Origin of the sequence: Massilia sp. Dwa41.01b, assembly GCF_014171775.1 — a bacterium.
Classification (GTDB): domain Bacteria; phylum Pseudomonadota; class Gammaproteobacteria; order Burkholderiales; family Burkholderiaceae_D; genus Telluria.
This window is the reverse complement of record NZ_CP050454.1, coordinates 3,098,273-3,123,735: the sequence shown is the minus strand read 5'-3', so window position 1 is coordinate 3,123,735 and position 25,463 is coordinate 3,098,273. Positions and strand designations below refer to the sequence as shown.

The following is a 25,463-nucleotide window of genomic DNA, read 5'->3' as shown; positions in this document are numbered from 1 at the left end:
AGCATCGCAGGCCGGCAATGCAAGCCGCAGCAGGGTATTCGAGGATTCCAAGAATATGTACGTTGTCCAATGACTCATCGATTTAGCCAATGAAATCACAACCAGATCGTTTTGCCCTGCCGTTCATTCGCCGCAGCCTGATCGGTGCGGCCGTGCTGGCCCTGTGCGCCGGCCCGGCGCTCGCCGTCAATCCGTTTGTCGTCAAGGACATCCGGATCGAAGGCATCCAGCGTACCGAAGCCGGCACCGTGTTCAGCTACCTGCCGGTGCGCGTGGGCGAGACCTTCGACGACGACAAGAGCATTGTCGCCATCAAGGCGCTGTACGCCACCGGCTTCTTCAAGGACATCCGCCTCGAGGAAGAGAACGGCGTGCTGGTCGTGCTGGTCGAGGAGCGTCCGGCGATCGCCGCGGTCGACTTCACCGGCACCAAGGAATTCGAGAAGGACATGCTAGTCAAGGCCCTGCGCGACATCGGCGTGGGCGAAACCAAGATCTACGACAAGGCGGCCGTCGACCGCGCCGAACAGGAACTCAAGCGCCAGTACCTGTCGCATGGCCTGTACGGCGTGAAGATCACGACCACCATCACGCCGATCGAGCGTAACCGCGTGAACGTCATGTTCAACGTCGACGAAGGCGACGTCGCGCGCATCGCGCAGATCAGCATCGTCGGCAACAAGGTCTTCTCGGACAAGGAACTGCGCGAGCAGCTGCAGCTCGACACCTCGGGCTGGTTCACCTGGTACACCAAGGCCGACCAGTATTCGAAGACCAAGCTGACCGGCGACCTCGAAGCGATCCAGTCCTTCTACCTCGACCGCGGCTACCTGGAAGCGAAGGTCGAATCGACCCAGGTGTCGATCTCGCCGGACAAGAAGGACATCTACCTCACCATCAACATCACCGAAGGCGAGAAGTACACCGTCTCGAGCGTGAAGCTCGAAGGCGAGACCTTCGGACGCGAGGAAGAGCTGCGCCAGCTGATCCTGCTCCAGCCGGGCAAGACCTATTCCGGCGCGCTGCAGGAAGCGAGCAACAAGCGCATCGCCGACCGCCTCGGCTCCTTCGGCTACGCCTTCGCCAACGTCAACGCCAACCCGGAACTCAACCGCGAGAAGCGCGAAGTGGCCTTCACCTTCTTCGTCGATCCGGGCAAGCGCGCCTACGTGCGCCACATGAACATCGCCGGCAACACCGTCACCCGCGACGAAGTGATCCGCCGCGAGTTCCGCCAGTTCGAAGGCGCCTGGTACGACGCCAACAAGGTCAAGCTCTCGCGCGACCGCGTCGACCGCCTGAGCTACTTCAAGGAAGTGAAGGTCGATACGCCCGAGTCCCCGGGCACCAACGACCAGGTCGACGTCAACCTGACGGTCGAGGAACGCCCGACCGGCAACTTCATGGTCGGCGGCTCGTTCTCGCAGGCCGAGAAATTCACCTTCACGGCATCGGTCCAGCAGGCCAACTTCGCCGGCAGCGGCCAGACCGTCGGCATCGACCTGAATACCTCGAAGTACAGCCGCACGATCGCGTTCTCGAACACGAACCCGTACTTCACCGACGACGGCATCTCGCGCGCCTTCCAGGTCTACCTGCGCACCACCAGCCCGCCACTGGAGAACATCGGTTCCTATACCGTGCGCCAGACCGGGGGCAACCTGACCTTCGGCGTGCCGTTCTCGGAAACCGACACGGTCTACTTCGGCGTGGGCCTCGAACGCACCTCGCTGACCACCGACACCAGCAGCCCGACCCTTTACCGTGAATTCGTGGCACAAAACGGCGGCAACAACACGGTGGGCGACCCCTTCTACGGCGTCGGCACCGGCAAGAGCATCTCGATCCCGCTGACCGTGGCCTGGGGCCGCGACAGCCGCGACAGCGCGCTGACCCCGAGCATCGGCCGCTACCAGCGTGCCAACGTCGAGGTCGACGCCATCGGCGACGCGAAGTACTACCGACTGGTGTACGAACACCAGTGGTATCGTCCGCTCACCAGCTGGATGACGCTGGCCCTGCGCGGCGAGTTCGACTACGGCAAGGGCATCGGCGGCAACGCCTATCCGGTGTTCAAGAACTTCTACGCCGGCGGCATCGGCTCGGTGCGCGGCTTCGAAAGCTCGACCCTGGGCGTGGTCGACCCGCGCTACGGCGACGCAATCGGCGGGTCCAAGCGCGTCATCGGCAACGTCGAGCTGCAGTTCCCCTTCCCGGGCAGCAGCAAGGACCGCAGCCTGCGCTGGTTCACCTTCGCCGACGGCGGCCAGGTGTACCAGGAGAAGTCGAAGATCATGCTCGGCGAGCTGCGCTACTCGGCCGGTATCGGCCTGTCCTGGATTTCGCCTGTCGGTCCGCTGCGCTTGAGTTATGCTAAGCCCCTGAACGCGAAGCCGGGCGACAGGCTCGAACGCTTCCAGTTCCAGATGGGCACGGGCTTCTGACGGGCCGGCTTACCCTCTTTCATCGCGGAGACATATGTTGAAAACCCTGATTGCCACGCTGCCACGCACCCTGGTGCTGGCGGCCGTGATTTCCGCTCCGCTGGCCTCGCTGCCGGCCGCGGCGCAGACGGGACCGAGCCGCATCGGTTTCGTCTACACCGAACGCCTGATGACCGAGTCGAAGATGGCCAAGGCGGCCGACGCCAAGATCCAGGCCGAGTTCTCCAAGCGCCAGAAGACGACCGAAGAGATGGTGGCCAAGTTCAAGCAGATGAGCGAGAAGTTCGACGCCGACGCGCCGCGCCTGTCGGACATCGAACGCACCCGCCGCGCGCGCGAACTGTTCGACATGGAAAAGGACGTGCAGCGCATGCAGCGCGAGTTCCAGGAAGACCTGTTCCAGCGCAAGAGCGAGGAACGCGCCGCCATCGCCCAGAAGGCCTACAAGATGATCGAGCAGATCGCCGAGCAGGAAAAACTCGACGCCGTGCTGCAGGAAGCGGCGTGGTCGAGCCCGCGCATCGACATTACCGACAAGATCCTGAAACTGCTGGACAAGTAAGATTTTGGAACAACGCGAAAAGAATCAAGAAGCAGTCGCACAAGCGCCCGGCCATCCAGGGGGCACGCAGGTGCGCCTGCGGGACCTGGTCGAGCGCTTCGGCGGCCAGCTGACCGGCGACCCCGACCTCGTCGTCAGCGCGATCGCCCCGCTCGACAGCGCCGGTCCCGGCCAGATCAGCTTCCTCTCCAACAGCAAGCTGCGCGCGCTGGCCGGCCAGAGCGCGGCCGCCGCGCTGATCCTGTCGCCGCTGGACGATCCGTCGGTCGCCGCCACCTACAGCGGCAGCCGCATCGTCACCACCAACCCGTATGCCTATTTTGCGCGCGCGGCCCAGTACTTCCTCTCGCTCGAAGAAACGGCGCCCGCCGCCGGCGTGCACCCGAGCGCAGTCGTCGACCCGAGCGCGCAGGTGGACCCCTCGGCCCACATCGGCCCCTTCGTCACCATCGAGGCGGGCGCGGTCGTGAAAGCCGGCGCCGTCATCGAGCATGGCTGCTTCATCGGCAAGGACGCCATGGTCGGCGAAGGCACGCACTTCTTTGCCAACGTCACCTTCCACCGCAAGTGCGTCATCGGCGCGCGCGGCATCGTCCACTCGGGCGCGGTGATCGGCGGCGACGGCTTCGGCTTCGCAGTGGAAGCGGGCGTCTACATCAAGATCCCGCAGACCGGGCGCGTCGTCATCGGCGACGACGTCGACATCGGCTCGAATACCTCCATCGACCGCGGCGCACTGGCCGACACGGTCATCGAAAACGGCGTCAAGCTCGACAACCAGATCCAGATCGGCCACAACTGCCACATCGGCGCACACACGGCCATGGCCGGCTGCGTCGGCGTGGCCGGCAGCGCGAAGATCGGCAGCCGCTGCACCTTCGGTGGCGCGGCGATGGTGCTGGGGCACCTGGAAATCGCCGACAATGTCCATATCTCCTCGGGCAGCATGGTCTCGCGCTCGGTGCTCGAGCCGGGGCAGTACACCGGTTTCTACCCGCTCGCCAAGAACGCCGAGTGGGAAAAGTCGGCGGCCATCGTGCGTAACCTGAACACCATGCGCGACAAGATCCGCGCGCTGGAAAAAACCATCCGAACGATCACAGAAGAAAAATGACCACATCTGAAAAGCGCACCCTCGGCATCACCGAAATCAAGGAATACCTGCCGCACCGCTACCCGCTGCTGCTGGTGGACCGCGTGCTCGACGTCGAGGTCGGCAAGCGCATCACCGCCATCAAGAACGTCACCGTCAACGAAGAATTCTTCAATGGCCACTTCCCGCACCAGCCGGTCATGCCGGGCGTCCTGATGATCGAGGCGATGGCCCAGACGGCCGCCATCCTGTCGTTCATGACGATGGATGTGAAGCCCGACGAAAACTCGGTGGTGTATTTCGTCGGCATCGACAATGCGCGCTTCAAGCGTCCGGTCGGGCCTGGCGACCAGCTGGTGATGGATGTCGAGATCCTGCGCGTATCGCGCGGCATCTGGAAATACAAGGCGGTCGCCAGCGTCGACGGCAAGGTCGCCGTCGAGGGCGAGCTGATGTGCACGATCCGGGCAAACGAGAATTCGGCGGCAGCGCCGGCAGCGGCAGCGGGGCAGTAATGAGCAACGCAGTACCGAAGATTCACCAGAGCGCGATCGTCGACCCGAAGGCCGAGCTGGACAGCTCGGTCGAGGTCGGCCCGTACTCGATCATCGGTCCGAACGTGCGCATCGGCGCCGGGACCGTCGTCGGTCCGCACGTCGTCATCGAAGGCCACACGACGATCGGCGAGAATAACAAGTTCTTCCAGTTCTGCTCCATCGGCGCCGCGCCCCAGGACAAGAAGTGGAAGGGCGAACCGACGCGCCTGGAAATCGGCAGCGACAACACGATTCGCGAATTCGTCACCATGAACCTGGGCACGGCCCAGGACGAAGGCGTGACGCGCCTGGGCGACGACAACTGGATCTCGGCCTACGTCCACCTGGCCCACGACTGCCAGGTCGGCAGCCACACGATCTTCTCGAACAACGCGCAGCTGGCCGGCCACGTGCACGTCGGCGACCACGCCATCCTGTCCGGCTATGCCGGCGTGCACCAGTTCTGCAAGATCGGCGCCCATGCCTTCATCGGCATGTACACCAGCCTGACCCAGGACGTGCCGCCTTTCGTGCTCGTCTCCGGCAACCCGGCCGGCGCGCGCGGCGTGAACATCGAGGGCCTGAAGCGCCGCGGTTTCTCGCGCAGCCAGATCGACGGCATCCGCAGCGCCTATAAACTGATCTACCGTTCCAACCTGACCCTGGAAGAAGCCAAGGCCGCGCTCGGGCAGGAAGAACTGGCCTTGCCGGATGCCGCCGGCGGTATCCGTGCCATGCGCGACTTTCTCGGCATCGCCAGCCGTGGCATCGTCCGCTGACATGGGACCAAAGGAAGTCTCGCTGGCGCTGGTGGCCGGCGAGGTCTCCGGCGACATGCTCGCCGCCCGCCTGATGGCGGGGCTGCGTCCCCAGCTCCCCGGCGTACGCTTCCATGGCATCGGCGGGCCGCGCATGATCGAGCAGGGGATGGTATCGGATGTCCCGCTCGACACGCTCACGGTACGCAACCTGCTGGAAATCATTCCCCGCTACCGCGAACTGAAAGGCATCCAGAACCGGCTGCGCGACCGCCTGCTGGCGGAACGCCCGGCGGCCTTCATCGGTGCCGACTACCCGGGCTTCAACCTCGGCCTGGAAGAACAGCTGCGCGCCAAGGGCATCCCGACCGTACACTTCGTCGGCCCGCAGATCTGGGCCTGGCGGGGAGGGCGCATCAAGAAGATCCAGCGCGCCGTGTCGCACATGCTGGTGATCTTCCCCTTCGAGGAAAAAATCTACCAGGACGCCGGCGTGCCGGTGACCTATATCGGCCACCCGCTGGCCGAGACGATTCCGCTCGCACCCGATACGGTCGCCGCGCGCGCCGCCTTGGGGCTGGCACCTGACGCACGTGTCGTGACGATCATGCCCGGCAGCCGGATGAGCGAACTGAAGCACCTGACGGTGCCCTTCATCGGTGCCGCGCGCCTGCTCGCCCAGCGCGATCCGGCTTTGCGCTTCGTCGTGCCGATGGCGGGAGAGAAGCAGCGTGCGCTGTTCACCGAACTGCTCGCGCAGGAGGGCTTGGGCGACGTGCCATTGACGCTGGTCGACCAGGACTCGCACCGGGCGATCGCGGCAGCCGATACCGTGCTGGCCGCCTCGGGCACGGCCACGCTGGAGGTGGCGCTGTTCAAGAAGCCGATGGTAGTCGCCTACAAGGTCAAGCGCCTGGAGTGGGAAATCATGCGCCACATGGGCTACCAGCCCTGGATCGGCCTGCCGAATATCCTGGCACGCGAATTCCTCGTGCCCGAATTGCTTCAGCATGCCGTGACCCCCGCCGCGCTGGCCGATGCCGTCTGGGCGCAACTGAACGATACGGCGCTGCGCGACCGCCTGGCGGCGCGTTTCCTCGACATGCACCATAGCCTCTTGCGCAACAGTGCGCAGGAGAGCGCCGAGGCCGTGCTGCGCGTGATCGGCGCGCGCACTTAGCGCGGTTCCGCGGCGGCGCTCCCATGGCCCTTACGGCCGGCGCCCGTCCGTGGCATACTGCGCCCTTGCAGCACCCGCATCGACCCATTCATTCCCGCACCGCCCCATGAGCAAGAAGCGCGTCAATTTCTATCCCGGCCTGCCGCCGCGGCTGCGGCGGCCGTTCACCGACCTCGACATCGTCTGCGGTGTCGACGAGGCCGGCCGTGGTCCGCTGGCCGGGCCCGTGTTCGCCGCCGCCGTCATCCTCGACCCGAAGCGGCCGATCGAGGGCCTGCGCGATTCCAAGAAGCTGACGGAAGCGCGCCGCGACGAGCTGGCACCGCAAATCCGGGAGCACGCCCTGGCCTGGGCGATCTGCCAGGCCAGCTGCGAAGAGATCGACACGCTCAACATCCTGCACGCGACCATGCTGGCGATGCGCCGCGCGGTCGAGGCCTTGCAACTAGTGCCGACGATTGCCCTGATCGACGGCAACCGCTGCCCGCCGATGGACGTCAAGGCCCATGCCGTGATCGAAGGCGACGACAAGTGCCACGCCATCTCGGCGGCCTCGATCCTGGCCAAGACGGCCCGCGACGCCGAACTGGTGCGCCTGCACGCCGCCTATCCGCAGTACTGCTTCGACCAGCACAAGGGCTACTCCACCGCCCTGCACCTGGAGCGCCTGCGCCTGCACGGCCCGTCGCCGGTGCACCGCCGCCCTTCGCGCCGGTGCGCAGCCTGCTGCAGGTGGACCTGTTCGCGCCGGCGCCTGGCGATGCCTTCGGCGAGCCGGCGCCCGCCGCGGCGCTGCTGGAAGCGCCGACTCAAGCGCAGACTGCATGAAGACCCTCACCTCGCGCGACAATCCCTTCTACAAGGAACTCAAGGCCCTCGCCGCCAGCTCGCAGGCGCGCCGCAAGGCCGGGCGCACCCTGCTCGACGGCGTGCACCTGTGCCAGGCCTGGCTCGACCTGCGCGGCGCGCCACCGCACTGCGTGGTGTCGGAGGGCGCCCTGGCGAACCCGGAAGTGGCCGCCATCGCCGCCAGGTGCGAAGCCCTGCGCGCGCACGTCACGGTCCTGCCCGACGCCCTGTTCGGGGCGCTGAGCCAGGTTGAGCACGGCATCAACCTGCTGTTCCTGGTCGAGACCCCGCATCCGGCGGCGCCCGCGCAGATGGCCGTATCGGCGGTGCTGCTCGACGGCGTGCAGGATCCAGGCAATGTGGGCTCCATCCTGCGAAGCGCCGGCGCGGCCGGGATCACCCAGTGTTCTGCAGCCCGGGCAGCGCCTTCTGCTGGTCACCGAAGGTGCTGCGCGCGGCCATGGGCGCGCATTTCGTGCTCGAGATCTTCGAGAACGTCGACCTGGCCGCGCTGATCGAGGCCTCGGACATCGCGGTGCTCGCGATGAGCGGCTACGCCACGCAGAAGCTGTACGAGGTCGACCTGCGCCAGCCGGTGGCCTGGCTGCTCGGCCATGAAGGGCAGGGCGTCGCCGACGACCTGATGGCCATGGCCTCGCACCAGGTCGTGATTCCGCACGCCGGCCAGGTCGAATCCCTGAATGTCGCCGCCGCCGCCGCGGTCTGCTTTTTCGAACAGTTACGCCAGCAACAGCAATAGGCAGTCTGTCGCTGTCCGGGTAACCCGGGCTGGCGCAGCCCTGGCATCATGCCGGTACCGAGCTTCGTTTCTTACTACCTGGGGTGCATATGGACATTCAGTTGCGGTGCAAGTGCGGCAAGCTGCGCGGAAGCGTGGACGCGAACAGGGTCGTGGCGCGGGCCGTGTGTTATTGCAGGGATTGCCAGGCCTTCGCGCGTTTCCTGAAGAAGGAGGGGGAGGTACTCGATGCGGCCGGTGGAACCGAGGTCGAGGCGACGCGGCCGTCAGGGGTGCGCCTGACGAGCGGGCTGGAGCACCTGGCGTGCATGTCGCTCAGTCCGCGCGGGATCTATCGCTGGTATGCGTCCTGCTGCGGGACACCGATCGGGAATACGCCGCGCGATGCGAAAGTGGCGTATGTCGGGCTGGTGCGGGCCTGCCTGATGGAAGCGCCCGAGGTGCTGGACCGGCAACTGGGGCGCAAGCGCTTCGCCGCGAATACGAAATCGGCGCACGGTCCCGTGCCATCGACGCCGCTCGGGCTCGCGCTGGCGGTGGTCAAGATCGGCAGCATGATCACGGCCGCGCGGCTCGGCGGCGGCTATCGCGACAATCCTTTCTTCGATGCGGGCGAGGCGCCGGTGCGGGTGCCGCGGGTGCTGTCGCGCGAGGAGCGGGCGGCGGTCACGCCCTAGGAGCGCGTGACAAAACCCAGTGCAGGTCCTGGCAGCAACACCATACACTGGGCGGTTTGAACGTCGCGCTACCGGTCCACGAGCAGTCGTTTGTGACTTAACAAGAATTGCTTGGTAGCCACGATCGCTATCGGTCGGCAGCAGTCGGTGACTCGACATTTTTTTCCAGCCCATGCCGGACATCACAGCATTCATTGACCGGGATCAGCCATCTCCCGAAGCCAGAATCGAGCGCATGCGACCCTGGGCCATTGTGCCAGGCAGCGTCCCGAATAGCCCAAATTTTGGCATTGTGACAATCCGTGGAATTTTTCTCAACAGGAGACTGCTATCCTTTGACGGCAGGGCGGTATCGGTCGCAATGAGGCTGTCAACTCCGCGCTTGAGGTTCGCCAGGTTCATGGCGCACCAGGAGGTCCGCCTGCAGCTTTTTCATCGTAAAACATTTGCCAGGAGAAAATCGTCGGATGTCCATCCTTTCTAGCCTCGGACTGACTCCCAAGGCAGCCGTCATCGACGACCTACCGCCGCCATCGATGAGCCAGTTGCTCAAGCATGTCATCGGCGGCAGCTACCAGGAAGCCGAACAGCTGCTGCTCTCCGCAAGCGACGAGGAGCGCGAGCGCCTGCTCCACACCTTCTCCCAGCGCGACGATGCGGTCGAGCTGGCGCAACAATGGGTGCAAAGCCGCAGCGGCTCGTCAATCGCACATACCCTGCTGGGCGCCAGCATGATCGGCAAGGCATGGAAGATTCGCGGCAGCGCCTATGGCAAGAACGTCGACCCGGCGGCCGTACAGCCGTTCTTTGACCTGATCAACGGCGCCCCGCAGCCGCTGCTCGAGGCAGCGCGCCTGGACGCGGTGGCGGCCGACCCTTTCGCCTGGCTGATCCTGGCGGAAGTGCGAAGAAGCGGCGATCGCGACCTGATCGACCAATACTTCGCACAGGCCACCGCACGCGTTCCCATGCACTGGCCGACGCATTACCGGTATTTCATGGTCACCACCGAGAAATGGGGCGGCAGCCACGAGAGGATGTTCCGCTTTGCCCAGGAAAGCGCGGAGCGGGCCCCTCGCGGCAGTGCGATCCACTTCCTGGTGGCCCTGGCATATTGCGAACACGCGCTGGCGCTGGGAGCGAATGCGGTCAAGCAGCTGCGCAACGCCTCGCACGCGGCCCGCGTCAGTACCGCGCTGTATGCCTGGCTCAACGCTACTCCTGCCACGCTCGAGGAGAAACTGCATCAGCCGCGCCACGGGTTCCGCGCTGTGGGCCTGAACCACTTTGCCGTGGCGTGCTACCTGTGCGGGGCAGGCAAGGAGGCCAGGGCGCTCGTCGCCGCGCTGGAGCGCAGCATCATGCCGGTACCCTGGGCCTGGATTGCAGACGGAAAGCGCGAAAGCATCCATCCGGGTTTTGTGCATGACCGGGTGCAGCGCGAATTGGCACGGGCTTGAGGAGCGCCGCCAGTACGGTCCACGTGCTGTTGAAACAACTACGTCAGATCCAGTCACGCAGCGGCGTCACAGCGTGATGACGAACTCCGGCTTGAACCCTTCCTGCTCGCCCTTGCTCAGGTAGCCGCGCGGATTGGCGACCACGCGGCAGGACCAGGGGCGGCCGTCCTCGCTGCCGCCCACCACGTAGTCGTGCGGACAGTGCAGGTGCCCGTGGATCCAGAGGTCGGCCAGGGGCAGCAGGCCGTCGAGCGCATTGCAAAAGCCCGCCGTGCCCGGCGTGACGCCGTAGCGCGGGTCGGCGCTGCGCAGGGTGGGGGCGAAGTGGGTGACGGCCACCGTCGTGCCCTCGAATGGCTGCATGAGCGCGCCGCGCAACCAGTCCTGGCAGGCCAGGCCGATCTCGCGCAGGCTTTCCGCCAGCATGGGTTCGCCGCCGCGTAGTGTCGTGTTCTTGCTGAGGTAGTAGTTGGCGGCCCGGATCGCCTTGTTGCGCAGCTGTAGCTGCTTCGTCAGGTCGTGGCCGGCTGCCAGCGCATCGAAGTCCGACCACAGGGTGGTGCCGACGAAGCGCACGTTGCCGATGGTGACGACTTCCTGGTCGAGCCAGGTGATGCCGAGGCGATTGCACGTGGCGCGCAGGCGCAGCATGGTGGCGTCGAAATCGAGGCCGTCGAATTCGTGGTTGCCGGGAATGAACAGGACGCGGGCAGGGGAGGCGCCCGGGCGCAGCGGCGAAAAGCGCTCCAGGCCGAAGTCCTCGCCAGCCAGGCGCGAGCCTGCCTGGTAGGAGCCGATGTCGCCCGCCAGCACCACCACGTCGGTGTCGGGGGCGATGTCGGGCTCGAAATCGGGATAGCGTTCGAGGTGAAGGTCGGAAAAGAGCTGGATGCGCATAGCGGGGCAGTATACGGGAAGACGGCGGGGAAACTGCATTTCCTGCGCTCGCAGGACATTGTTACGGAACGGTGTTACCCATGCGACAATCCCGGGATGATGACATTATCGGATTATCAGGCGCTGTTCCGGGCCACGCCTTACCCCTACCTGGTGATGACGCCGGACCTGACCATCGTCGGTGCCAGCGGCGCCTACCTGCGTTCGGTCGGGCGCACCGAAGAGGACATCGTCGGCCGCTATGTCTTCGAGGCCTTCCCGGCCGAGGAATCGAACCTCGAGGCGACCAATATTTCCGAGGTCAAGGCCTCGCTGCTGCGCGCGCTGGCCAAGGGCGAGCCGGACACCACCGCCTTCGTGCGCTACGCCGTCGAAGTCGACACCCCGGCCGGCAAGAAGTACGAGGAGCGCTACTGGAGCACCGTGCACACCCCGGTGCTGGGCGCGGACGGCAAACCGGTGCTGGTGTTCCAGAACCCGGTCGATGTCACCGAACTGTACCGCTTTGACGAAGGCTCCCAGGTCGCTTCGCTGCAGCTGACGGCGCCGGGTGGCAGCAATGCCGAGAACTTCAGCCGGGCGCAGATGCACGAGGCGCTCTCGCGCATCCTCAACAACGAACGCGAGCACCTGCGCAGCCTGTTCAACCAGGCGCCCGGCTTCGTGGCGGTGCTGATGGGACCGAAACACGTCTTCGAGATGGTCAACGAGGCCTATTACCAGCTGGTCGGCCACCGCGAACTGGTCGGCAAGACGGTGTGGGAAGCCTTGCCCGAAGTCGCCGGACAGGGCTTCGAGGAGCACCTCGACCGGGTCTACCAGACCGGCGAAGCCTGGACGGTGCGCGCCATGCCGCTGGCGGTCCAGTACGAGCCGAACGGACCGCTCAGCCAGCGCTACATCGACCTGTCGTACGAGCCCTACAAGGACCAGTACGGCACCACCATCGGCATCTTCGCCCAGGGTTACGACGTGACCGACTCGGTGGAAGCCCAGAAGGCCAAGCGCGAGAGCGACGAGCGCCTGCGCGACGGGCTCGACGCCACCAAGATGGTGGTCTGGGACTGGGACCTGGACACGGGGGCACTGGAATACTCGGACAACGTGCCGACCGTGCTCGGCATCGCACCGGACCGGATGGGCGCCGTCGGCGTGCACATCCACCCCGAGGACCGCGAGCGCGTCGAGGCGGCGCATGCGCGCGCAATCAAGGGGGCCGGCAGCTACCAGGAGATCCTGCGCTTCATCCGCCCGGACACGGGCCGCCAGATCTGGGTCGACAGCCGCGGCAAGGTGCAGTTCGATGCCGAGGGCAAGCCGGTGCGCCTGCGCGGCGTGACGGTCGACGTCACCGAGCGCTACCAGGCCGAATTCGAACTGCGCGAATCGAACCGCAAGAAGGACGAGTTCCTCGCCATGCTCGCGCACGAGCTGCGCAATCCGCTGGCGCCGATCAGCACCGCCGCCGAGATGCTGCGCCTGACCGCCCCAAGCGACGCCCGCACCAGGAAAGCGAGCGAAGTCATCAGCCGCCAGGTCAAGCACATGACGGCCCTGGTCGACGACCTGCTGGACGTGTCGCGGGTGACGCGCGGCCTGGTCGACCTGGAGAAGGAACCGGTCGACATCAAGGCGGCGGTGGCCAGCGCCGTGGAACAGGCCCGTCCCCTGATCGAGGTGCGCCACCACCATCTGACGATCCGCACCGACGCCTCCCCGGCGACCGTGCTGGGCGACCGCACGCGCCTGGTGCAGGTGATCGCCAACCTCCTCAACAACGCGGCCAAGTACACGCCCCAGAACGGCGAGATCACGCTGGCCGTCGCGGTGCTGGAGAAGGGCGATGGCGGCGCAGGCGCGCGGGTAGAGATCAGCGTGGCCGACAATGGCATCGGCATCGAGCCCAAGCTGCTGCCGCAGATTTTCGAGCTGTTCACCCAGGCCGAGCGCACGCCCGACCGCGCGCAAGGGGGCCTCGGCATCGGCCTGGCGCTGGTGAAGACCCTGGTGGCGCTGCATGGCGGCAGCGTGGGCGCGGCCAGCGATGGCCCGGGCAGCGGCAGCACGTTACGATCACGCTGCCCGCGATCGACGCCGCCCGCCTGGGCACGACGGCAAGCAGCATCGACCCGCAAGCGGCCAATGCCGTGCCGACCCGTATCATGATCGTCGACGACAATGTCGATGCCGCGGAGTCGCTGGCGGAGCTGCTGGGAGCGCAGGGCCACCGGGTCGAGGTGCACGCCCATCCGCGCGAGGCCATCGCGCGCGCGTGAAGCGCCACCCGAGGTCTTCATCCTCGACATCGGCCTGCCCGAGATGGACGGCTACGAACTGGCGCGCCGCCTGCGCGCGGACCCCGCCACCGGCGGCGCGCTGTTCATCGCGCTGACCGGCTATGGCCAGGCGCACGACCGTATCCTGTCGAAGTCGAGCGGCTTCGAACACCACTTCGTCAAGCCGATGGATACCGACCGGCTGGCGCAGGTGCTGGCGGGGTGCGCGGGCGTTCGCGCCCCTGATGACGGCGCGTCCAGGCGCCAGTCTCCCTGCTGGACCGGTCTGCGTGCGCGAGCGAACGGTAGGACCGCGCAAGGACGGGTAGGCTGATCGCTCCATCACCAGGAGCGCGGCATGAGCAAGGATGCGGGAGACGTCAGGACGGGGTCGGCATCGATGCCGGCTGGAGGCTGGGGTTCGGTCAAGGAAGTAGCCGGCATCCTGTTCGACCAGCGGGTGCCGCTGAAGGACAGCCGCCTGCTGGCGCAGCAGAACAAGCCCGACGGCTTCGCCTGCGTCAGCTGCGCCTGGGCCAAGCCGGCCAATCCCCATCCCTTCGAATTCTGCGAAAGCGGCGCCAAGGCGACGGCCTGGGAAACCACCAGCAAGACCATCGGCCCGGACTTCTTCGAGCGCCACACGGTGACCGAGCTGGAGGCCTGGGGCGACCATGAGCTGGAAGACCAGGGCCGCCTGACGGTGCCCCTGCGCTGGGACGCCGCCAGCGACAGGTACCGCGAGGTCTCGTGGGGCACCGCGTTCGCCGAGATCGGCGCGGCCCTGCGTGCCTGCGCGCGCGACAAGGTCGTGTTCTACAGTTCCGGCCGCGCCTCGCTCGAGACTTCCTACATGTACGGCCTGCTGGCGCGCATGTACGGCAACAACAACCTGCCCGACAGCTCGAACATGTGCCACGAGAGCACCTCGGTGGCGCTGCAAAAGACCATCGGCGACGGCGTTGGCAGCGTCGTGCTGGATGACTTCGAGCAGACCGACTGCATCTTCTTCTTCGGCCAGAACGTGGGCGTGAACAGCCCGCGCATGCTGCACCAGCTGCAGGCGGCGCGCCGCCGCGGGGTGCCGGTCATCACCTTCAACCCCCTGCGCGAGCGCGGCCTGGTGAGCTTCACCAACCCGCAGTCGCCCATCGAGATGCTGACTGGGCAGGAAACGCCGATCAGCACCCAGTACCACCAGGTCAAGCCGGGTGGCGACACGGCCGCGCTGATGGGGCTGTGCAAGGCGATCATCGCGCTCGACGACGCGGCGCTGGCGCTTGGCGGCGTGCGGGTGCTCGACACGGCCTTCATCGCCGAACACACGCGCGGTTTCGACGCCTTCGCGGCCGCAGTGCGCGCCTGCCCATGGGCCGACATCGAGCGCGAGTCGGGATTGAGACGCACCGCGTTGGAAGAAGCGGCGGATGTCCATGCGCGCGCGCGGGCCGTCATGGGCATCTACGGCATGGGGCTGACCCAGCACCGCAACGGCGTGCAGAACGTGGCGATGGTGGTCAATTTGCTGCTCCTGCGCGGGAACATCGGCAGACCCGGCGCCGGCGTATGCCCGGTGCGCGGGCACTCGAACGTGCAGGGCCAGCGCACGGTGGGCATCACCGAGAAGCCCGAGCTGGCGCCGCTCGACAAGCTGAAGGAACAGTATGGCTTCGAGCCGCCGCGCGAGCCCGGCATGAACACGGTGGAAAGCTGCGAAGCCATCCTGGCGCGCCAGGTGCCGGCCTTTATCGCCCTGGGCGGCAACTTCCTGCGCGCGGTGCCGGAAACAGCCTTGATGGAAGCGGCCTGGCGCGAGATCCCGCTGACGGTGCAGATCTCGACCAAGCTCAATCGCAACCACGTCATCCACGGCAAGGCTTCCTACATCCTGCCCTGTCTCGGCCGCATCGAGGTCGACCGCCAGCTGGCCGGCGAGCAGGCCGTCACGGTGGAAGACAGCACCGCCTGCATCCACGGTTCGCGCGGCATGGCCGAACCGGCGTCGCGTCAGCTGCTGTCGGAGCCGGCGATTGTCGCCGGCATCGCCGAGGCCACGCTGGCGCGCAACCCGCGCCTGGACTGGGCGCGCCTGGGTGGCCGACTATGGCCGCATCCGCGACGCCATCGGCGAGACCTATCCCGACATCTTCCACGACTTCAACGCGCGCATGTGGACGCCCGGCGGCTTTCGCCGTCCGCTGGGCGCGCCGCGGCGCCAATGGAAGACCGAGAGCGGCAAGGCCGAATTCACCGTGCCCGAAGGCTTGCCCGGCAACCCCGACCTGGAAGGGGCGCCCGCGACCATGCGCCTCTTCACCGTGCGCAGCGACGGCCAGTTCAACACGACCGTCTACAGCTACGACGACCGCTTCCGCGGCGTGCGCGGCAGCCGCATGGTGGTCTTCATGGCACGCGCCGACATGGCCAGGCGCGCACTTGCCGAAGGCGACCTCGTCACCCTGCGCTGCGCCAGCGAGGACGGCGTCGAACGCCGCGTGGCCGGCCTGGCCGTCGTGCCCTACGATATCCCCGAGGGCTGCATTGCCGGCTACTTCCCCGAGTGTAATCCGCTGATCCCGCTCTGGCACCACGCGAAGGAAAGCAAGGTGCCGGCGGCGAAGGCGATCGACGTGTTCGTCGATCGCGGGAGGAAGCCGCGATGAAGGCGCACGACGCTTTCCGGCGTCGGCCGGTCCGCCCCCGCGGCGACGCAGCGCGTGGCCGCCGTTCGCTTCGATGGCGCGGCCGTGCGTGACGCCATCGAACTGGTGGCCGAGGAGGTACCGGTCGCGCTCAGCTACAACGGCATCACCCAGGCCGTGATGCTGGCCTCGCCGCTCGACCTGGAAGACTTTGCGCTCGGCTTCACGCTGGGCGAGCGCATCGTGCGTAGCGCCGCCGACGTCTACGACATCGAGGTGGAAGAGGGCGAACGCGGCATCGCCATCGAGCTGCGCATCGCCGCCGGCGCCATGGCACGCTTCAGCGCGCGCGCCTGGCACGGGTCGGCAACACCGGCTGCGGCCTGTGCGGCGTGGACAGCCTGGCGTATTTCGGGGAGGAGAGGGCCTGCGACGTCGAGGAGCGCCCGGCGCCGCCCGCGCAGGTGTTTGAAGCGGCCGCGCTGCAGCGCGCAATGCTTGACATGGCGGCGCGCCAGCAGCTGCATGGCTTGACGGGCGCCGTCCACGCCGCCGGCTGGGCCGACAGCGACGGCAAGCTGCTGTGCGTGCGCGAAGACGTCGGCCGCCACAACGCGCTCGACAAGCTCGTGGGCGCGCTGGCACGCGCCAGCATACCCCGCGACGGATTCGCCGTCGTCACCAGCCGTGCCAGCTACGAGATGGTACTGAAGGCCGCGCGCGCCGGTTCCCCCCTGCTGGCCGCCATCTCGGCGCCGACCGCGCTGGCCATCCAGATGGCCGATGCCGCCGGACTCACGCTGGCCGGTTTCGTCCGTGGCGGCAAGCATGTGGTCTACAGCGGGCCGCAGCGCCTGCAATGCCGGGGTCAGGTCTGACATTCGGACACGGGCTCGACTGAGTACTCCAGTGCAATGCCGGGGTCAGGTCTGACATTCGGACACGGGCTCGACTGAGTACTCCTGCGCATCGATCCGCTGCCGCGCCGAGCGGTTGTCGGCCTCGGCTAAAATGACGGTTTCGAGAAGATAAGGACACGACGATGAAAAAGACCGACCTGGCAAAGAGCGACGCCAAGAAGCTGATGAACCAGATGGGCGCGCGCGGCGCTGCGTTCGGGGCGCCGCGGCAAGCCCGGTGGACCGCCGCGAACAGCGCGAGCGCGAACGTGCCGCCGGCCTGGTGCCGTTCGCGGTCAAGCTCGAGGGCGAGCTGGTCAAGCAGCTGCAGGCGCTGGCAACCGAGCGCGGCGTGGACATGAATGCGCTTACAGCCGAGCTGCTGCGCAAGGGCATGGCGGGCTGAGGCCAGCCCAACACGGCCAGCCTTTACGGCACCCGGCGCTCCAGCGTCCAGTTCTTCCCGCCATCGGCCGAGCTGTGGAATCGGCCGTCGGCGCTGGCGTAGCCGAGGCTCAGCAGGCGGTGTGGAAACGGCGGGAGTCCTGCACCCAGGTCCAGTTGCGGCCGGTGTCACCGGTGCGCCACGGCAGGCGCCCAGGGCATACCGGCGATACAGCAGCTGCGGGCCTGCGCAAATTGAAACGAGGATTCTAGAAAGAAGTTGCAAAAATACTTAAATTGTCACCGGCACGCTCGGCAAAACTGCAAGAAAGGCCAGAGCAAAAGCTGGGGTCAGGTCTGACATTTGGACACGAGCACAGCCGCAAGCTGGTCTCGAGGAAGAGCTGTATCTGGACGGGGCCACGCCACCCATGAAAGCTGGTTCAAAGATGAGCCCGTGTCCAAATGTCAGACCTGACCCCCCGCGTTGCTTGTATCTGGACGGGGCCACGCCACCCCTGAACGCTGGTTCAAAGATGAGCCCGTGTCCAAATGTCAGACCTGACCCCAGCCTTGCTTGTGCTAGTACTCGCGCCGATCCGGTTTGATCTCCTGCAGGATCGTCGTCGCGATTTCCTCGATCGACTTGGTCGTCGAGGAGAGCCAGCGGATGCCCTCGCGCTTCATCATCTGCTCCGCCTCGTTGACCTCGTAGCGGCAGTTCTCGATCGACGCATATTTACTGCCGGCGCGGCGTTCGTTGCGGATTTCCGTCAGGCGTTCCGGCGTGATGGTCAGCCCGAACAGCTTGTGCTTGAACGGCGGCAGGGACGATGGCAGCTTGCCGCGTTCGAAGTCGTCGGGGATGAGCGGGTAGTTCGCCGCCTTGATCCCGTACTGCATCGCAAGATACAGCGAGGTCGGCGTCTTGCCCGAGCGCGACACGCCCACCAGGATGACGTCGGCCTCGGCCAGGTTCTTGTGCGACTGGCCATCGTCGTGCGCGAGCGAAAAGTTAATCGCCTCGATGCGGTTCTTGTATTCCTCGGAGTCGACGATGTTGTGGATGCGGCCGATCGTGTGGGTCGACTTCACGCCGAGTTCCATCTCCAGCGGCGCGACGAAGGTCTGGAACAGGTCCATGTGCATGCCGTTGGCGGCGCGGATCACGCCCGACAGGTCGTGCTTGACCAGCGTCGAGAACACGATCGGTCGCTGCTTGCCGTCGGCGTTATAGACCTCGTTGATGCGGCGGGCGGCGTCGCGTGCCTTTTCCAGCGTGTCGGTAAATGGAATGCGGATCTGGCGGAAACGCATCTCGAACTGGCTGAGCACCGCGTGGCCGAAGGTTTCCGCGGTAATGCCGGTTCCGTCGGAGACGAAAAACACGGTGCGCGTGGGTGGAGGAAGCGGAGGGCGGGCATCGTGCGTCATGGTATTTTTTTAAGCAATGCTGTCAGGTTTGCAGTGTTGTGCGCTGTGAAACCGGGGCGCCCGGGGTAGAATGCTCGGCAACGGTTTTTTGCATTGTGCTGCACGGCGAACAGAATAACAAGAAAACGCGCCGCGCCCCACGAAGCAGGAATCTCGCCGAACCGTCGCGAGCCGGGCCTTGCAACACCCTGGGTAACGCGTTGTCGGTTGGTCGAGATCCCGAAAAGGTTTCCATCATCAGAAGGGTGTTTTTACCATGACTAACCTGTCCAACGCAGCATTGCAGGAACCCGAACAAGGCACGGGTGTGTACGTCGCCGCGTTCGAAAACCTGCGCATGACCGATGTCGAATCAGTCGGCGGCAAGAATGCCTCGCTCGGCGAAATGATCAGCCAGTTGGCCAGCGCCGGCGTGCGCGTGCCGACCGGCTTCGCCACCACGGCGCAAGCTTTCCGCGACTTCCTCGAGCACTCGGTCGACGGCGGCCCATCGCTGGCAAGCCGCATCGCTACCCGCCTCGAGGGCCTTGACATCGACGACGTGCGCTCGCTGGCGCTTGCTGGCGCCGAGATCCGCCAGTGGATCGTCGAAACTCCGTTCCAGCCGCGCCTGGAAGCCGAAATCCGCAGCTATTACGAACGCCTGGTGGCCGACTCGGTCGCCGAGATGTCGTTTGCCGTGCGCTCCTCGGCCACCGCCGAAGACTTGCCGGACGCATCCTTCGCCGGCCAGCAGGAAACCTTCCTGAACGTGGTCGGCATCGACAATATCCTGGAAGCGATGAAGCACGTCTTCGCGTCGCTCTACAACGACCGCGCAATCTCCTACCGCGTCCACAAAGGCTTCACCCACGCCGAGGTCGCGCTGTCGGCCGGCGTGCAGCGCATGGTCCGTTCGGACCTGGGCGCGGCCGGCGTCATGTTCACCATCGACACCGAATCGGGCTTCAAGGACGTCGTCTTCATCACCTCCAGCTACGGCCTGGGCGAAACGGTGGTGCAGGGCGCGGTCAATCCGGACGAGTTCTACGTCCACAAGCCGATGCTGGCACAGGGCAAGAAGCCGGTCATCCGCCGCAACATCGGCTCGAAACTGATCAAGATGGAATTCACCCAGGAGGCCAAGGCTGGCCGTTCGGTGAAGACCGTCGACGTACCGATCGAGATGCGCAACCGCTACTCGCTGACCGACGAAGAAGTGGTGGAACTGGCGAAATACGCCGTTATCATCGAGAACCACTACGGCCGCCCGATGGACATCGAGTGGGGCAAGGACGGCCGCGACGGCAAGCTCTTCATCCTGCAGGCGCGTCCGGAAACCGTAAAATCGCAGCAAAAGGCCACCGACGCCCAGCAGCGTTTCTCTTTGAAAGGCACCGGCACCGTGCTGACGCAAGGCCGCGCCATCGGCCAGAAGATCGGCGCCGGCCCGGTGCGCGTGATTACCGACCCGTCGGAAATGGAACGCGTGCAGCCGGGCGACGTGCTGGTGGCCGACATGACCGACCCGAACTGGGAACCGGTCATGAAGCGCGCCTCGGCCATCGTCACCAACCGCGGCGGCCGTACCTGCCACGCGGCCATCATCGCCCGTGAACTGGGCGTGCCGGCCGTTGTCGGCTGCGGCGACGCCACCGAAGTGCTGAAAGACGGTACCTTTGTCACCGTGTCCTGCGCCGAAGGCGACGAAGGCAAGATCTACGACGGCCTGCTGGAAACCGAGATCACCGAAGTCTCGCGCGGCGAACTGCCACCGATCAATACCAAGATCATGCTCAACGTCGGCAACCCGCAGCTGGCTTTCGACTTCCAGTCGGTGCCGAACGGCGGCGTGGGCCTGGCGCGCCTGGAATTCATCATCAACAACAACATCGGCGTACACCCGAAGGCCATCCTCGAGTACCCAAACATCGATGCCGACCTGAAGAAGGCGGTGGAATCGGTCGCTAGAGGCCACGCGTCGCCAAAAGCCTTCTACGTCGACAAGCTCGCCGAAGGCGTGGCGACGATTGCCGCCGCCTTCTGGCCGAAACCGGTCATCGTGCGCCTGTCCGACTTCAAGTCGAACGAGTACAAGAAGCTGATCGGCGGGTCGCGCTACGAGCCGGACGAAGAAAACCCGATGCTGGGCTTCCGCGGCGCCGCCCGCTACCTGGCCGAAGACTTCGCCGAAGCCTTCGAAATGGAATGCCTCGCGATGAAGCGGGTGCGCGAAGAAATGGGACTGACTAACGTCGAGCTGATGATTCCATTCGTGCGCACCCTGGGCCAGGCCGAGAAAGTCATCGCGCTGCTGGCGAAATATGGCCTGAAGCGCGGCGAAAACGGCCTGCGCGTCATCATGATGTGCGAAGTGCCGTCGAACGCGATCCTGGCCGAGCGCTTCCTCGAGCATTTCGACGGCTTCTCGATCGGCTCGAACGACCTGACCCAGCTGACCCTGGGCCTGGACCGCGATTCCGGCATGCCGCTCCTGGCCGCCGATTTCGACGAGAGCGACCCGGCCGTGAAAGCCATGCTCTCGCTGGCCATCAAGGCTTGCCGCGACCAGGGCAAATACATCGGCATCTGCGGGCAGGGACCGTCGGACAATCCGGACTTCGCCGTCTGGCTGATGGAGCAGGGCATCGAGTCGATGTCGCTCAATCCGGATTCGGTGATCGAGACCTGGCAGAAGCTGGCGTCGATGTAAGTACGACAGACGCGTGCGGCGAAGGCCGCGCAGTTGGATACTCAAACCCCGTTGCCTTTGAGGCGGCGGGGTTTTGTTTTTCCGGCATAGCACTGCAATGATAGGTGCAAGGTGACCGTGCTGAGCAGGTGCGAGCGTCGACTGAACCCAGGCATAGACCGCTTGCCGCAGCACGAGGTCTATCGAAACTAATGTGCAGTTCGATTGGAGCGCATTCCTACCTAGGTGGACGCCAGAGGCGCTCCATGTTAGAAACAGGGTGTAAATATTCAATTAGCATAAAATAGAATGATAAGTTGACTATTAGTGGAGATGTGTATATTGTCACAAAATAAACGCAGTTCCTGTATCTTATAGCGAACGATGACGTCTTAAAGATTATACGTTGTAGAGATCTAATTACATCGTTCCATCGTTCCCTTCCCTAGCCAGTCAAGCCAGATAAAAGTTCCGTGTGCTCTAGGCCCTAGGGTATGCATAGCTGCGCTCTTTTGCTTGTTGTGAGTATCGAGTATCCCGATCTCGTGGCAGCTGATAAGCCTTTTCATTTCTTTAGTCATGTTTAGTAAGATTAAATCGATAGCAAACTTTTTTCTGCTAAGCGGACTATTATTTCCCCCAGTAACTGCGTTTGCATTCGGCCCCGAATGCATGCAGAACGGCGGGCAGCGTATGCGCATCGTTCGAAAAAATAGGTGAGCTTCTCTACAGCGGCGATGGCGATGATTGGTACGTCGATGCCCTCGTCCATGATCCCGATACCAACGAGCAATTATTTTTGAAGAGCGCAGAAGGGATCCATGCCGTTGTCGATAAGGGATATGATCACGACTTTGGCGCTTGATATATCCGCTGCGCGGCACCAAACGTTTTGGTCGGACTGGTTTCTATCTACATGGCGGATATTTGGATGGATCAGCAGGTTGTATTGATTACGGTGGTGGTATTTTCGGAAACGATAAGCTGCTAAATGATTTGCGAGGCGATCGTGACAATAAGATTCCTCTTACCGTTCGTTAGGATCGTAATGAACAATACAAAAAAGCGGCATCATTAAGTGCAATCCTCCTACTGGCTTTTTTCGCATGGCTTTCGGTAAAAATTGTTAGGATTGATTCCACGCCAGAAATCGCAATCCGGACGTTCTATGAACGTGATCAAGCCGAAGATCAAATCATGGACCCGTTAATCCTGGCCGGTGGTGGAGTCGTTCCAATACTGGAAAAAGAGGTAATGGATCCTAAGATGCCAAATCGAAGGTATGCAATAGGTGCACTTGGAAATATAAGGCACAGATCCTCTATTCCTGTTTTGACGAGATTGGCTAAAATGGAATCTGAAGAGGATTTCATTCGTTGCGATTCACTTATTGCCATAGGTATGATCGATGATCGAGAAGGGCTACGTGTTTTGAATAGTGTAAAGGGGAGCGGGCTGCAATGTTTCCCCGACGCCACTAACGAGAGTAGCTACCGTCAGTGGCTAAGATTAAGTGCGCCCGAACGAACTTTTTTTGAAGCGTTGTTGGGGTGGCACAGTTAGTCCGGAACCATAAATCAATCAGAGCCAAACAAGGCCACAATATTTCACAGGCAAACGATTCATGGATAGATGTCAGGTCTGACATTTGGACACGAACTCATCCCCGTAAAGGTGATGTTGCCTGAAGCGAGGACCGCGCCGAATCCTTCGAGATGTAATGCATCGCGATAAAGCGCGTGAGCGAAGAAATGGCCCTGACCAACGTCGAGCTGATGTTTCCGTTCGTGCGTACCCTGGGCCAGGCCGAGAAAGTCATTGCACTGCCGGGCAAATATGGCCTCAAGCGCGGCGAAAACGGCCTGCGCGTCATCATGATGTGCGAAGTGCCATCGAACGCCACCTTGGCCGAGCGCTTCCTCGAGCATTTCGACGGCTTCTCGATTGGCTCGAACGACCTGACCCAGCTGACCCTGGGCCTGGACCGCGATTCCGGCATGCCGCTCTTGGCCGCCGATTTCGACGAGAGCGACCCTGCCGTGAAAGCCATGCTTGGCCTGGCGATCAAGGCTTGCCGCGACCAGGGCAAGTACATCTGCATCTGCGGCCAGGGGCCATCGGATAATCCGGACTTCGCCGTCTGGCTGATGGAGCAGGGCATCGAATCGATGTCGCTCAATGCGGATTCGGTGATCGAGACCTGGCAGAAGCTGGCGTCGATGTAAGCACGACACACGCGTGCGGCGAAGGGCGCGCAGTTGGATTCTCAAACCCCGCTGCCTTTGAGGGGACGGGGTTTTGTTTTTCCGGCATAGCACTGCAATGATAGCTGCAAGGTGACCGTGCTGAGCAGGTGCGAGCGTCGACTGAACCCAGGCATAAACCGCTTGTCGCAGCACGAGGTTCTACGGCGCCAGGACCAAGTAATGGATTAGGGAATAGTTATGCCAATTGTATAGTTCGCAATAATGTAATCGGCGTAGTTGAGCTAAGCGATGGCTAGTATCAATATCGTTTGATCCGCGGGCGGCTTAGAGACAGGTTAATAACCCGGTGGCAACGCGCCTACGCGCAATTTCATGCCGCGTTAACGGCTGAACGGACGGCTAATTGCGCACATTTCAGAAAGTGCGCAAGAACATCTCGGCCGTATCGAGTTTCGAAACTGTCTCTTAGCCCCGCCGATCGCCGGCGAACGAAAGGGGCATTGAACGATTATCGCGATGCATATAGAAAACAGCAAACGAGCAAAAAACATTGCTCATGTGCTACGTGAAGCCATTCTGAGGATCGAAATGGAGCGACTGCTAAAAATGATGTTGCTTTGCATGTTTGGCGTTTCGTCAAGTGCATGGAGTGCTACTCGTCGTATGGAGACTTGCGAGCAAATTCGCGCGTTCGCATTAGGTAATGAGGGCTCACGCTCGGTCGCGCTAAATTTGGAAACGCTAGCTGGAAACAAATCGAAATCCTGCCGCGCGTTGCCAGCAGATGCAATAGGGATGAAGTTATGTGCCTACCTTTCAACTCACACATCCTCGGAGACGCTGGCGCCAAATATTTCAGAAGTCGTCCACTGTCTAACGGGGCGGCCGCTCCCATTCGAGAACAACGTGATCACGCGCGCTATGCATGGAGAGTTTATCGTGGTTGAACCGTTTAACTCTTCCACGGCTGAGGTGGAGTTCAAGTATTTCTTTAACCAGCGGCCCGGCGAAGCCCAAGGGTTCGTGCTAACAGTTGCGCCAGCAAAGTGAGCAAAAAGGGCTGCCGGCCCATACATCATTAAGCCAATATGCCGTGCTGACCTAAGTTCGCCTGCCTTTCAAGATGTGAAGCGTGGGCGAGGTGTCAGGTCTGACATTTGGACAGGAGCCCATCCCCGTGCCCGTCATGTTGCCTGGAGTAAGGCTAACAGTGCAGCGCCCGCCGGTTTGTCTCACGGTGAAGGTGTCAGATCTGATATTCGGACACCGGCTCTGCCGACACCACAGCAGGCGCTGAACTGTTCATCCAGCAGGCGCGTCCGGAAACCGTGAAGTCGCAGCAGAAAGCCACCGACGCCCAGCAGCGTTTCTCTTTGAAAGGCACCGGCACCGTGCTGACGCAAGGCCGCGCCATCGGCCAGAAGATCGGCGCCGGCCCGGTGCGCGTGATTACTGGGCGAGGTGTCAGGTCTGACATTTGGACATGAGCTCATCCCGTGCCCGTCACGTTGCCTGGAGCAAGGCTAACAGCGCGGCGCTGGCCGGTTCTTCTCTCGGTGAAGGATAATCCCCCCCACAAAAGAGCGCAGTTAGAAGTAATTTTCTACTTAAGAACCAGAGAGCTCTACATGAAGACGTTCTGCTTTACCGACAGCCAGGCGACGGGGGGCACAGGCGACGGGGGTCAGGCGACGGGGGTCAAGGCGACGGGGGTCAGGTCTGACATTCGGACAC

19 protein-coding genes and 5 pseudogenes are annotated in these 25,463 nt (G+C 63.7%); 22 read left to right on the top strand and 2 right to left on the bottom strand.

The features are described from left to right. Positions 1-89 precede the first annotated feature (89 nt). The 10 genes and pseudogenes from bamA to G4G28_RS14250 all read left to right on the top strand — a co-directional run bounded on the left by bamA (position 90) and on the right by G4G28_RS14250 (position 10,319). Positions 90-2,444 carry an outer membrane protein assembly factor BamA gene (gene bamA, locus G4G28_RS14295; RefSeq protein WP_182988775.1) on the top strand — a complete coding sequence of 785 codons (2,355 nt, stop codon included), beginning with the start codon at positions 90-92 and terminating at the stop codon, positions 2,442-2,444. A 34-nt stretch (positions 2,445-2,478) separates the two neighbouring features. Beyond that, positions 2,479-3,006, top strand: a complete 528-nt coding sequence (locus tag G4G28_RS14290; protein ID WP_182988774.1) for an OmpH family outer membrane protein — start codon at positions 2,479-2,481, stop codon at positions 3,004-3,006. Positions 3,007-3,076: 70 nt separating this feature from the next. Continuing rightward, positions 3,077-4,120 (top strand): UDP-3-O-(3-hydroxymyristoyl)glucosamine N-acyltransferase, encoded by a 1,044-nt coding sequence (gene lpxD / locus G4G28_RS14285; RefSeq protein ID WP_183107510.1) that lies wholly within the window; start codon positions 3,077-3,079, stop codon positions 4,118-4,120. Further along, a complete protein-coding gene (fabZ, locus tag G4G28_RS14280) occupies positions 4,117-4,614 on the top strand; it encodes a 3-hydroxyacyl-ACP dehydratase FabZ (protein ID WP_182988772.1) in 498 nt (165 codons plus the stop codon). The genes lpxD and fabZ overlap by 4 nt, the downstream gene beginning before the upstream one ends. After that, entirely contained in the window at positions 4,614-5,414 is an 801-nt protein-coding gene (lpxA, locus tag G4G28_RS14275) for an acyl-ACP--UDP-N-acetylglucosamine O-acyltransferase (protein ID WP_182988771.1), read from the top strand. Before fabZ ends, lpxA begins: the two co-directional genes overlap by 1 nt. Position 5,415: 1 nt before the next feature. Then, on the top strand, positions 5,416-6,573 hold the full coding sequence (lpxB, locus tag G4G28_RS14270; RefSeq protein WP_182991826.1) for a lipid-A-disaccharide synthase: 1,158 nt from the start codon (positions 5,416-5,418) through the stop codon (positions 6,571-6,573). A 106-nt stretch (positions 6,574-6,679) separates the two neighbouring features. Continuing rightward, positions 6,680-7,401, top strand: a pseudogene (gene rnhB, locus G4G28_RS14265) (ribonuclease HII). Continuing rightward, positions 7,398-8,182, top strand: a pseudogene (locus tag G4G28_RS14260) (TrmH family RNA methyltransferase). The pseudogenes rnhB and G4G28_RS14260 overlap by 4 nt, the downstream one beginning before the upstream one ends. Positions 8,183-8,271: 89 nt before the next feature. Then, entirely contained in the window at positions 8,272-8,859 is a 588-nt protein-coding gene (locus G4G28_RS14255; RefSeq protein ID WP_182988769.1) for a DUF6151 family protein, read from the top strand. Between the two features lie 467 nt (positions 8,860-9,326). Next, the gene (locus G4G28_RS14250) at positions 9,327-10,319 is read left to right on the top strand and encodes a hypothetical protein (protein ID WP_182988768.1); all 993 of its coding nucleotides are present in this window, start codon (positions 9,327-9,329) and stop codon (positions 10,317-10,319) included. Positions 10,320-10,385: 66 nt separating this feature from the next. Here the strand turns inward: G4G28_RS14250 and G4G28_RS14245 are convergent, their stop codons facing one another. Continuing rightward, complete coding sequence (locus tag G4G28_RS14245) at positions 10,386-11,216, bottom strand: metallophosphoesterase (protein ID WP_183107509.1); 831 nt, start codon at positions 11,214-11,216, stop codon at positions 10,386-10,388. Positions 11,217-11,312: 96 nt separating this feature from the next. Between G4G28_RS14245 and G4G28_RS14240 the strand changes: the two genes are divergently transcribed. The 7 genes and pseudogenes from G4G28_RS14240 (at position 11,313) to G4G28_RS28355 (ending at position 17,439) form a co-directional block, all read left to right on the top strand. Next, entirely contained in the window at positions 11,313-13,382 is a 2,070-nt protein-coding gene (locus G4G28_RS14240; protein ID WP_183107508.1) for a PAS domain-containing sensor histidine kinase, read from the top strand. After that, positions 13,364-13,492: a hypothetical protein gene (locus G4G28_RS27575; RefSeq protein WP_267875243.1), complete on the top strand. Its 129-nt coding sequence runs from the start codon at positions 13,364-13,366 to the stop codon at positions 13,490-13,492. The genes G4G28_RS14240 and G4G28_RS27575 overlap by 19 nt, the downstream gene beginning before the upstream one ends. A gap of 43 nt (positions 13,493-13,535) precedes the next feature. Beyond that, positions 13,536-13,826: a hypothetical protein gene (locus tag G4G28_RS14235; protein WP_229507639.1), complete on the top strand. Its 291-nt coding sequence runs from the start codon at positions 13,536-13,538 to the stop codon at positions 13,824-13,826. Between the two features lie 24 nt (positions 13,827-13,850). Continuing rightward, a pseudogene (locus G4G28_RS14230) lies at positions 13,851-16,155 on the top strand (FdhF/YdeP family oxidoreductase). A gap of 159 nt (positions 16,156-16,314) precedes the next feature. After that, positions 16,315-16,404, top strand: a pseudogene (locus G4G28_RS26355) (sulfurtransferase FdhD); the annotation flags it as partial. A 122-nt stretch (positions 16,405-16,526) separates the two neighbouring features. Then, positions 16,527-17,012: a formate dehydrogenase accessory sulfurtransferase FdhD gene (locus G4G28_RS14225; protein WP_374039733.1), complete on the top strand. Its 486-nt coding sequence runs from the start codon at positions 16,527-16,529 to the stop codon at positions 17,010-17,012. A 259-nt stretch (positions 17,013-17,271) separates the two neighbouring features. Continuing rightward, positions 17,272-17,439, top strand: a complete 168-nt coding sequence (locus tag G4G28_RS28355) for a hypothetical protein (protein WP_308600634.1) — start codon at positions 17,272-17,274, stop codon at positions 17,437-17,439. A gap of 560 nt (positions 17,440-17,999) precedes the next feature. Here the strand turns inward: G4G28_RS28355 and G4G28_RS14215 are convergent. Next, positions 18,000-18,851 (bottom strand): pyruvate, water dikinase regulatory protein, encoded by an 852-nt coding sequence (locus G4G28_RS14215; protein WP_182988765.1) that lies wholly within the window; start codon positions 18,849-18,851, stop codon positions 18,000-18,002. A gap of 337 nt (positions 18,852-19,188) precedes the next feature. Between G4G28_RS14215 and ppsA the strand changes: the two genes are divergently transcribed. The 5 genes and pseudogenes from ppsA (at position 19,189) to G4G28_RS14195 (ending at position 25,216) form a co-directional block, all read left to right on the top strand. Beyond that, entirely contained in the window at positions 19,189-21,543 is a 2,355-nt protein-coding gene (gene ppsA / locus G4G28_RS14210; RefSeq protein ID WP_229425630.1) for a phosphoenolpyruvate synthase, read from the top strand. 1,176 nt (positions 21,544-22,719) lie between these two features. Next, entirely contained in the window at positions 22,720-23,085 is a 366-nt protein-coding gene (locus G4G28_RS24900) for a HEAT repeat domain-containing protein (protein WP_210283261.1), read from the top strand. A gap of 125 nt (positions 23,086-23,210) precedes the next feature. Then, a pseudogene (locus G4G28_RS14205) lies at positions 23,211-23,747 on the top strand (putative PEP-binding protein); the annotation flags it as partial. A gap of 498 nt (positions 23,748-24,245) precedes the next feature. After that, a complete protein-coding gene (locus tag G4G28_RS14200) occupies positions 24,246-24,779 on the top strand; it encodes a hypothetical protein (protein ID WP_182988763.1) in 534 nt (177 codons plus the stop codon). A gap of 278 nt (positions 24,780-25,057) precedes the next feature. Next, on the top strand, positions 25,058-25,216 hold the full coding sequence (locus G4G28_RS14195) for a hypothetical protein (protein WP_182988762.1): 159 nt from the start codon (positions 25,058-25,060) through the stop codon (positions 25,214-25,216). The last annotated feature ends 247 nt before the right edge of the window (positions 25,217-25,463 follow it).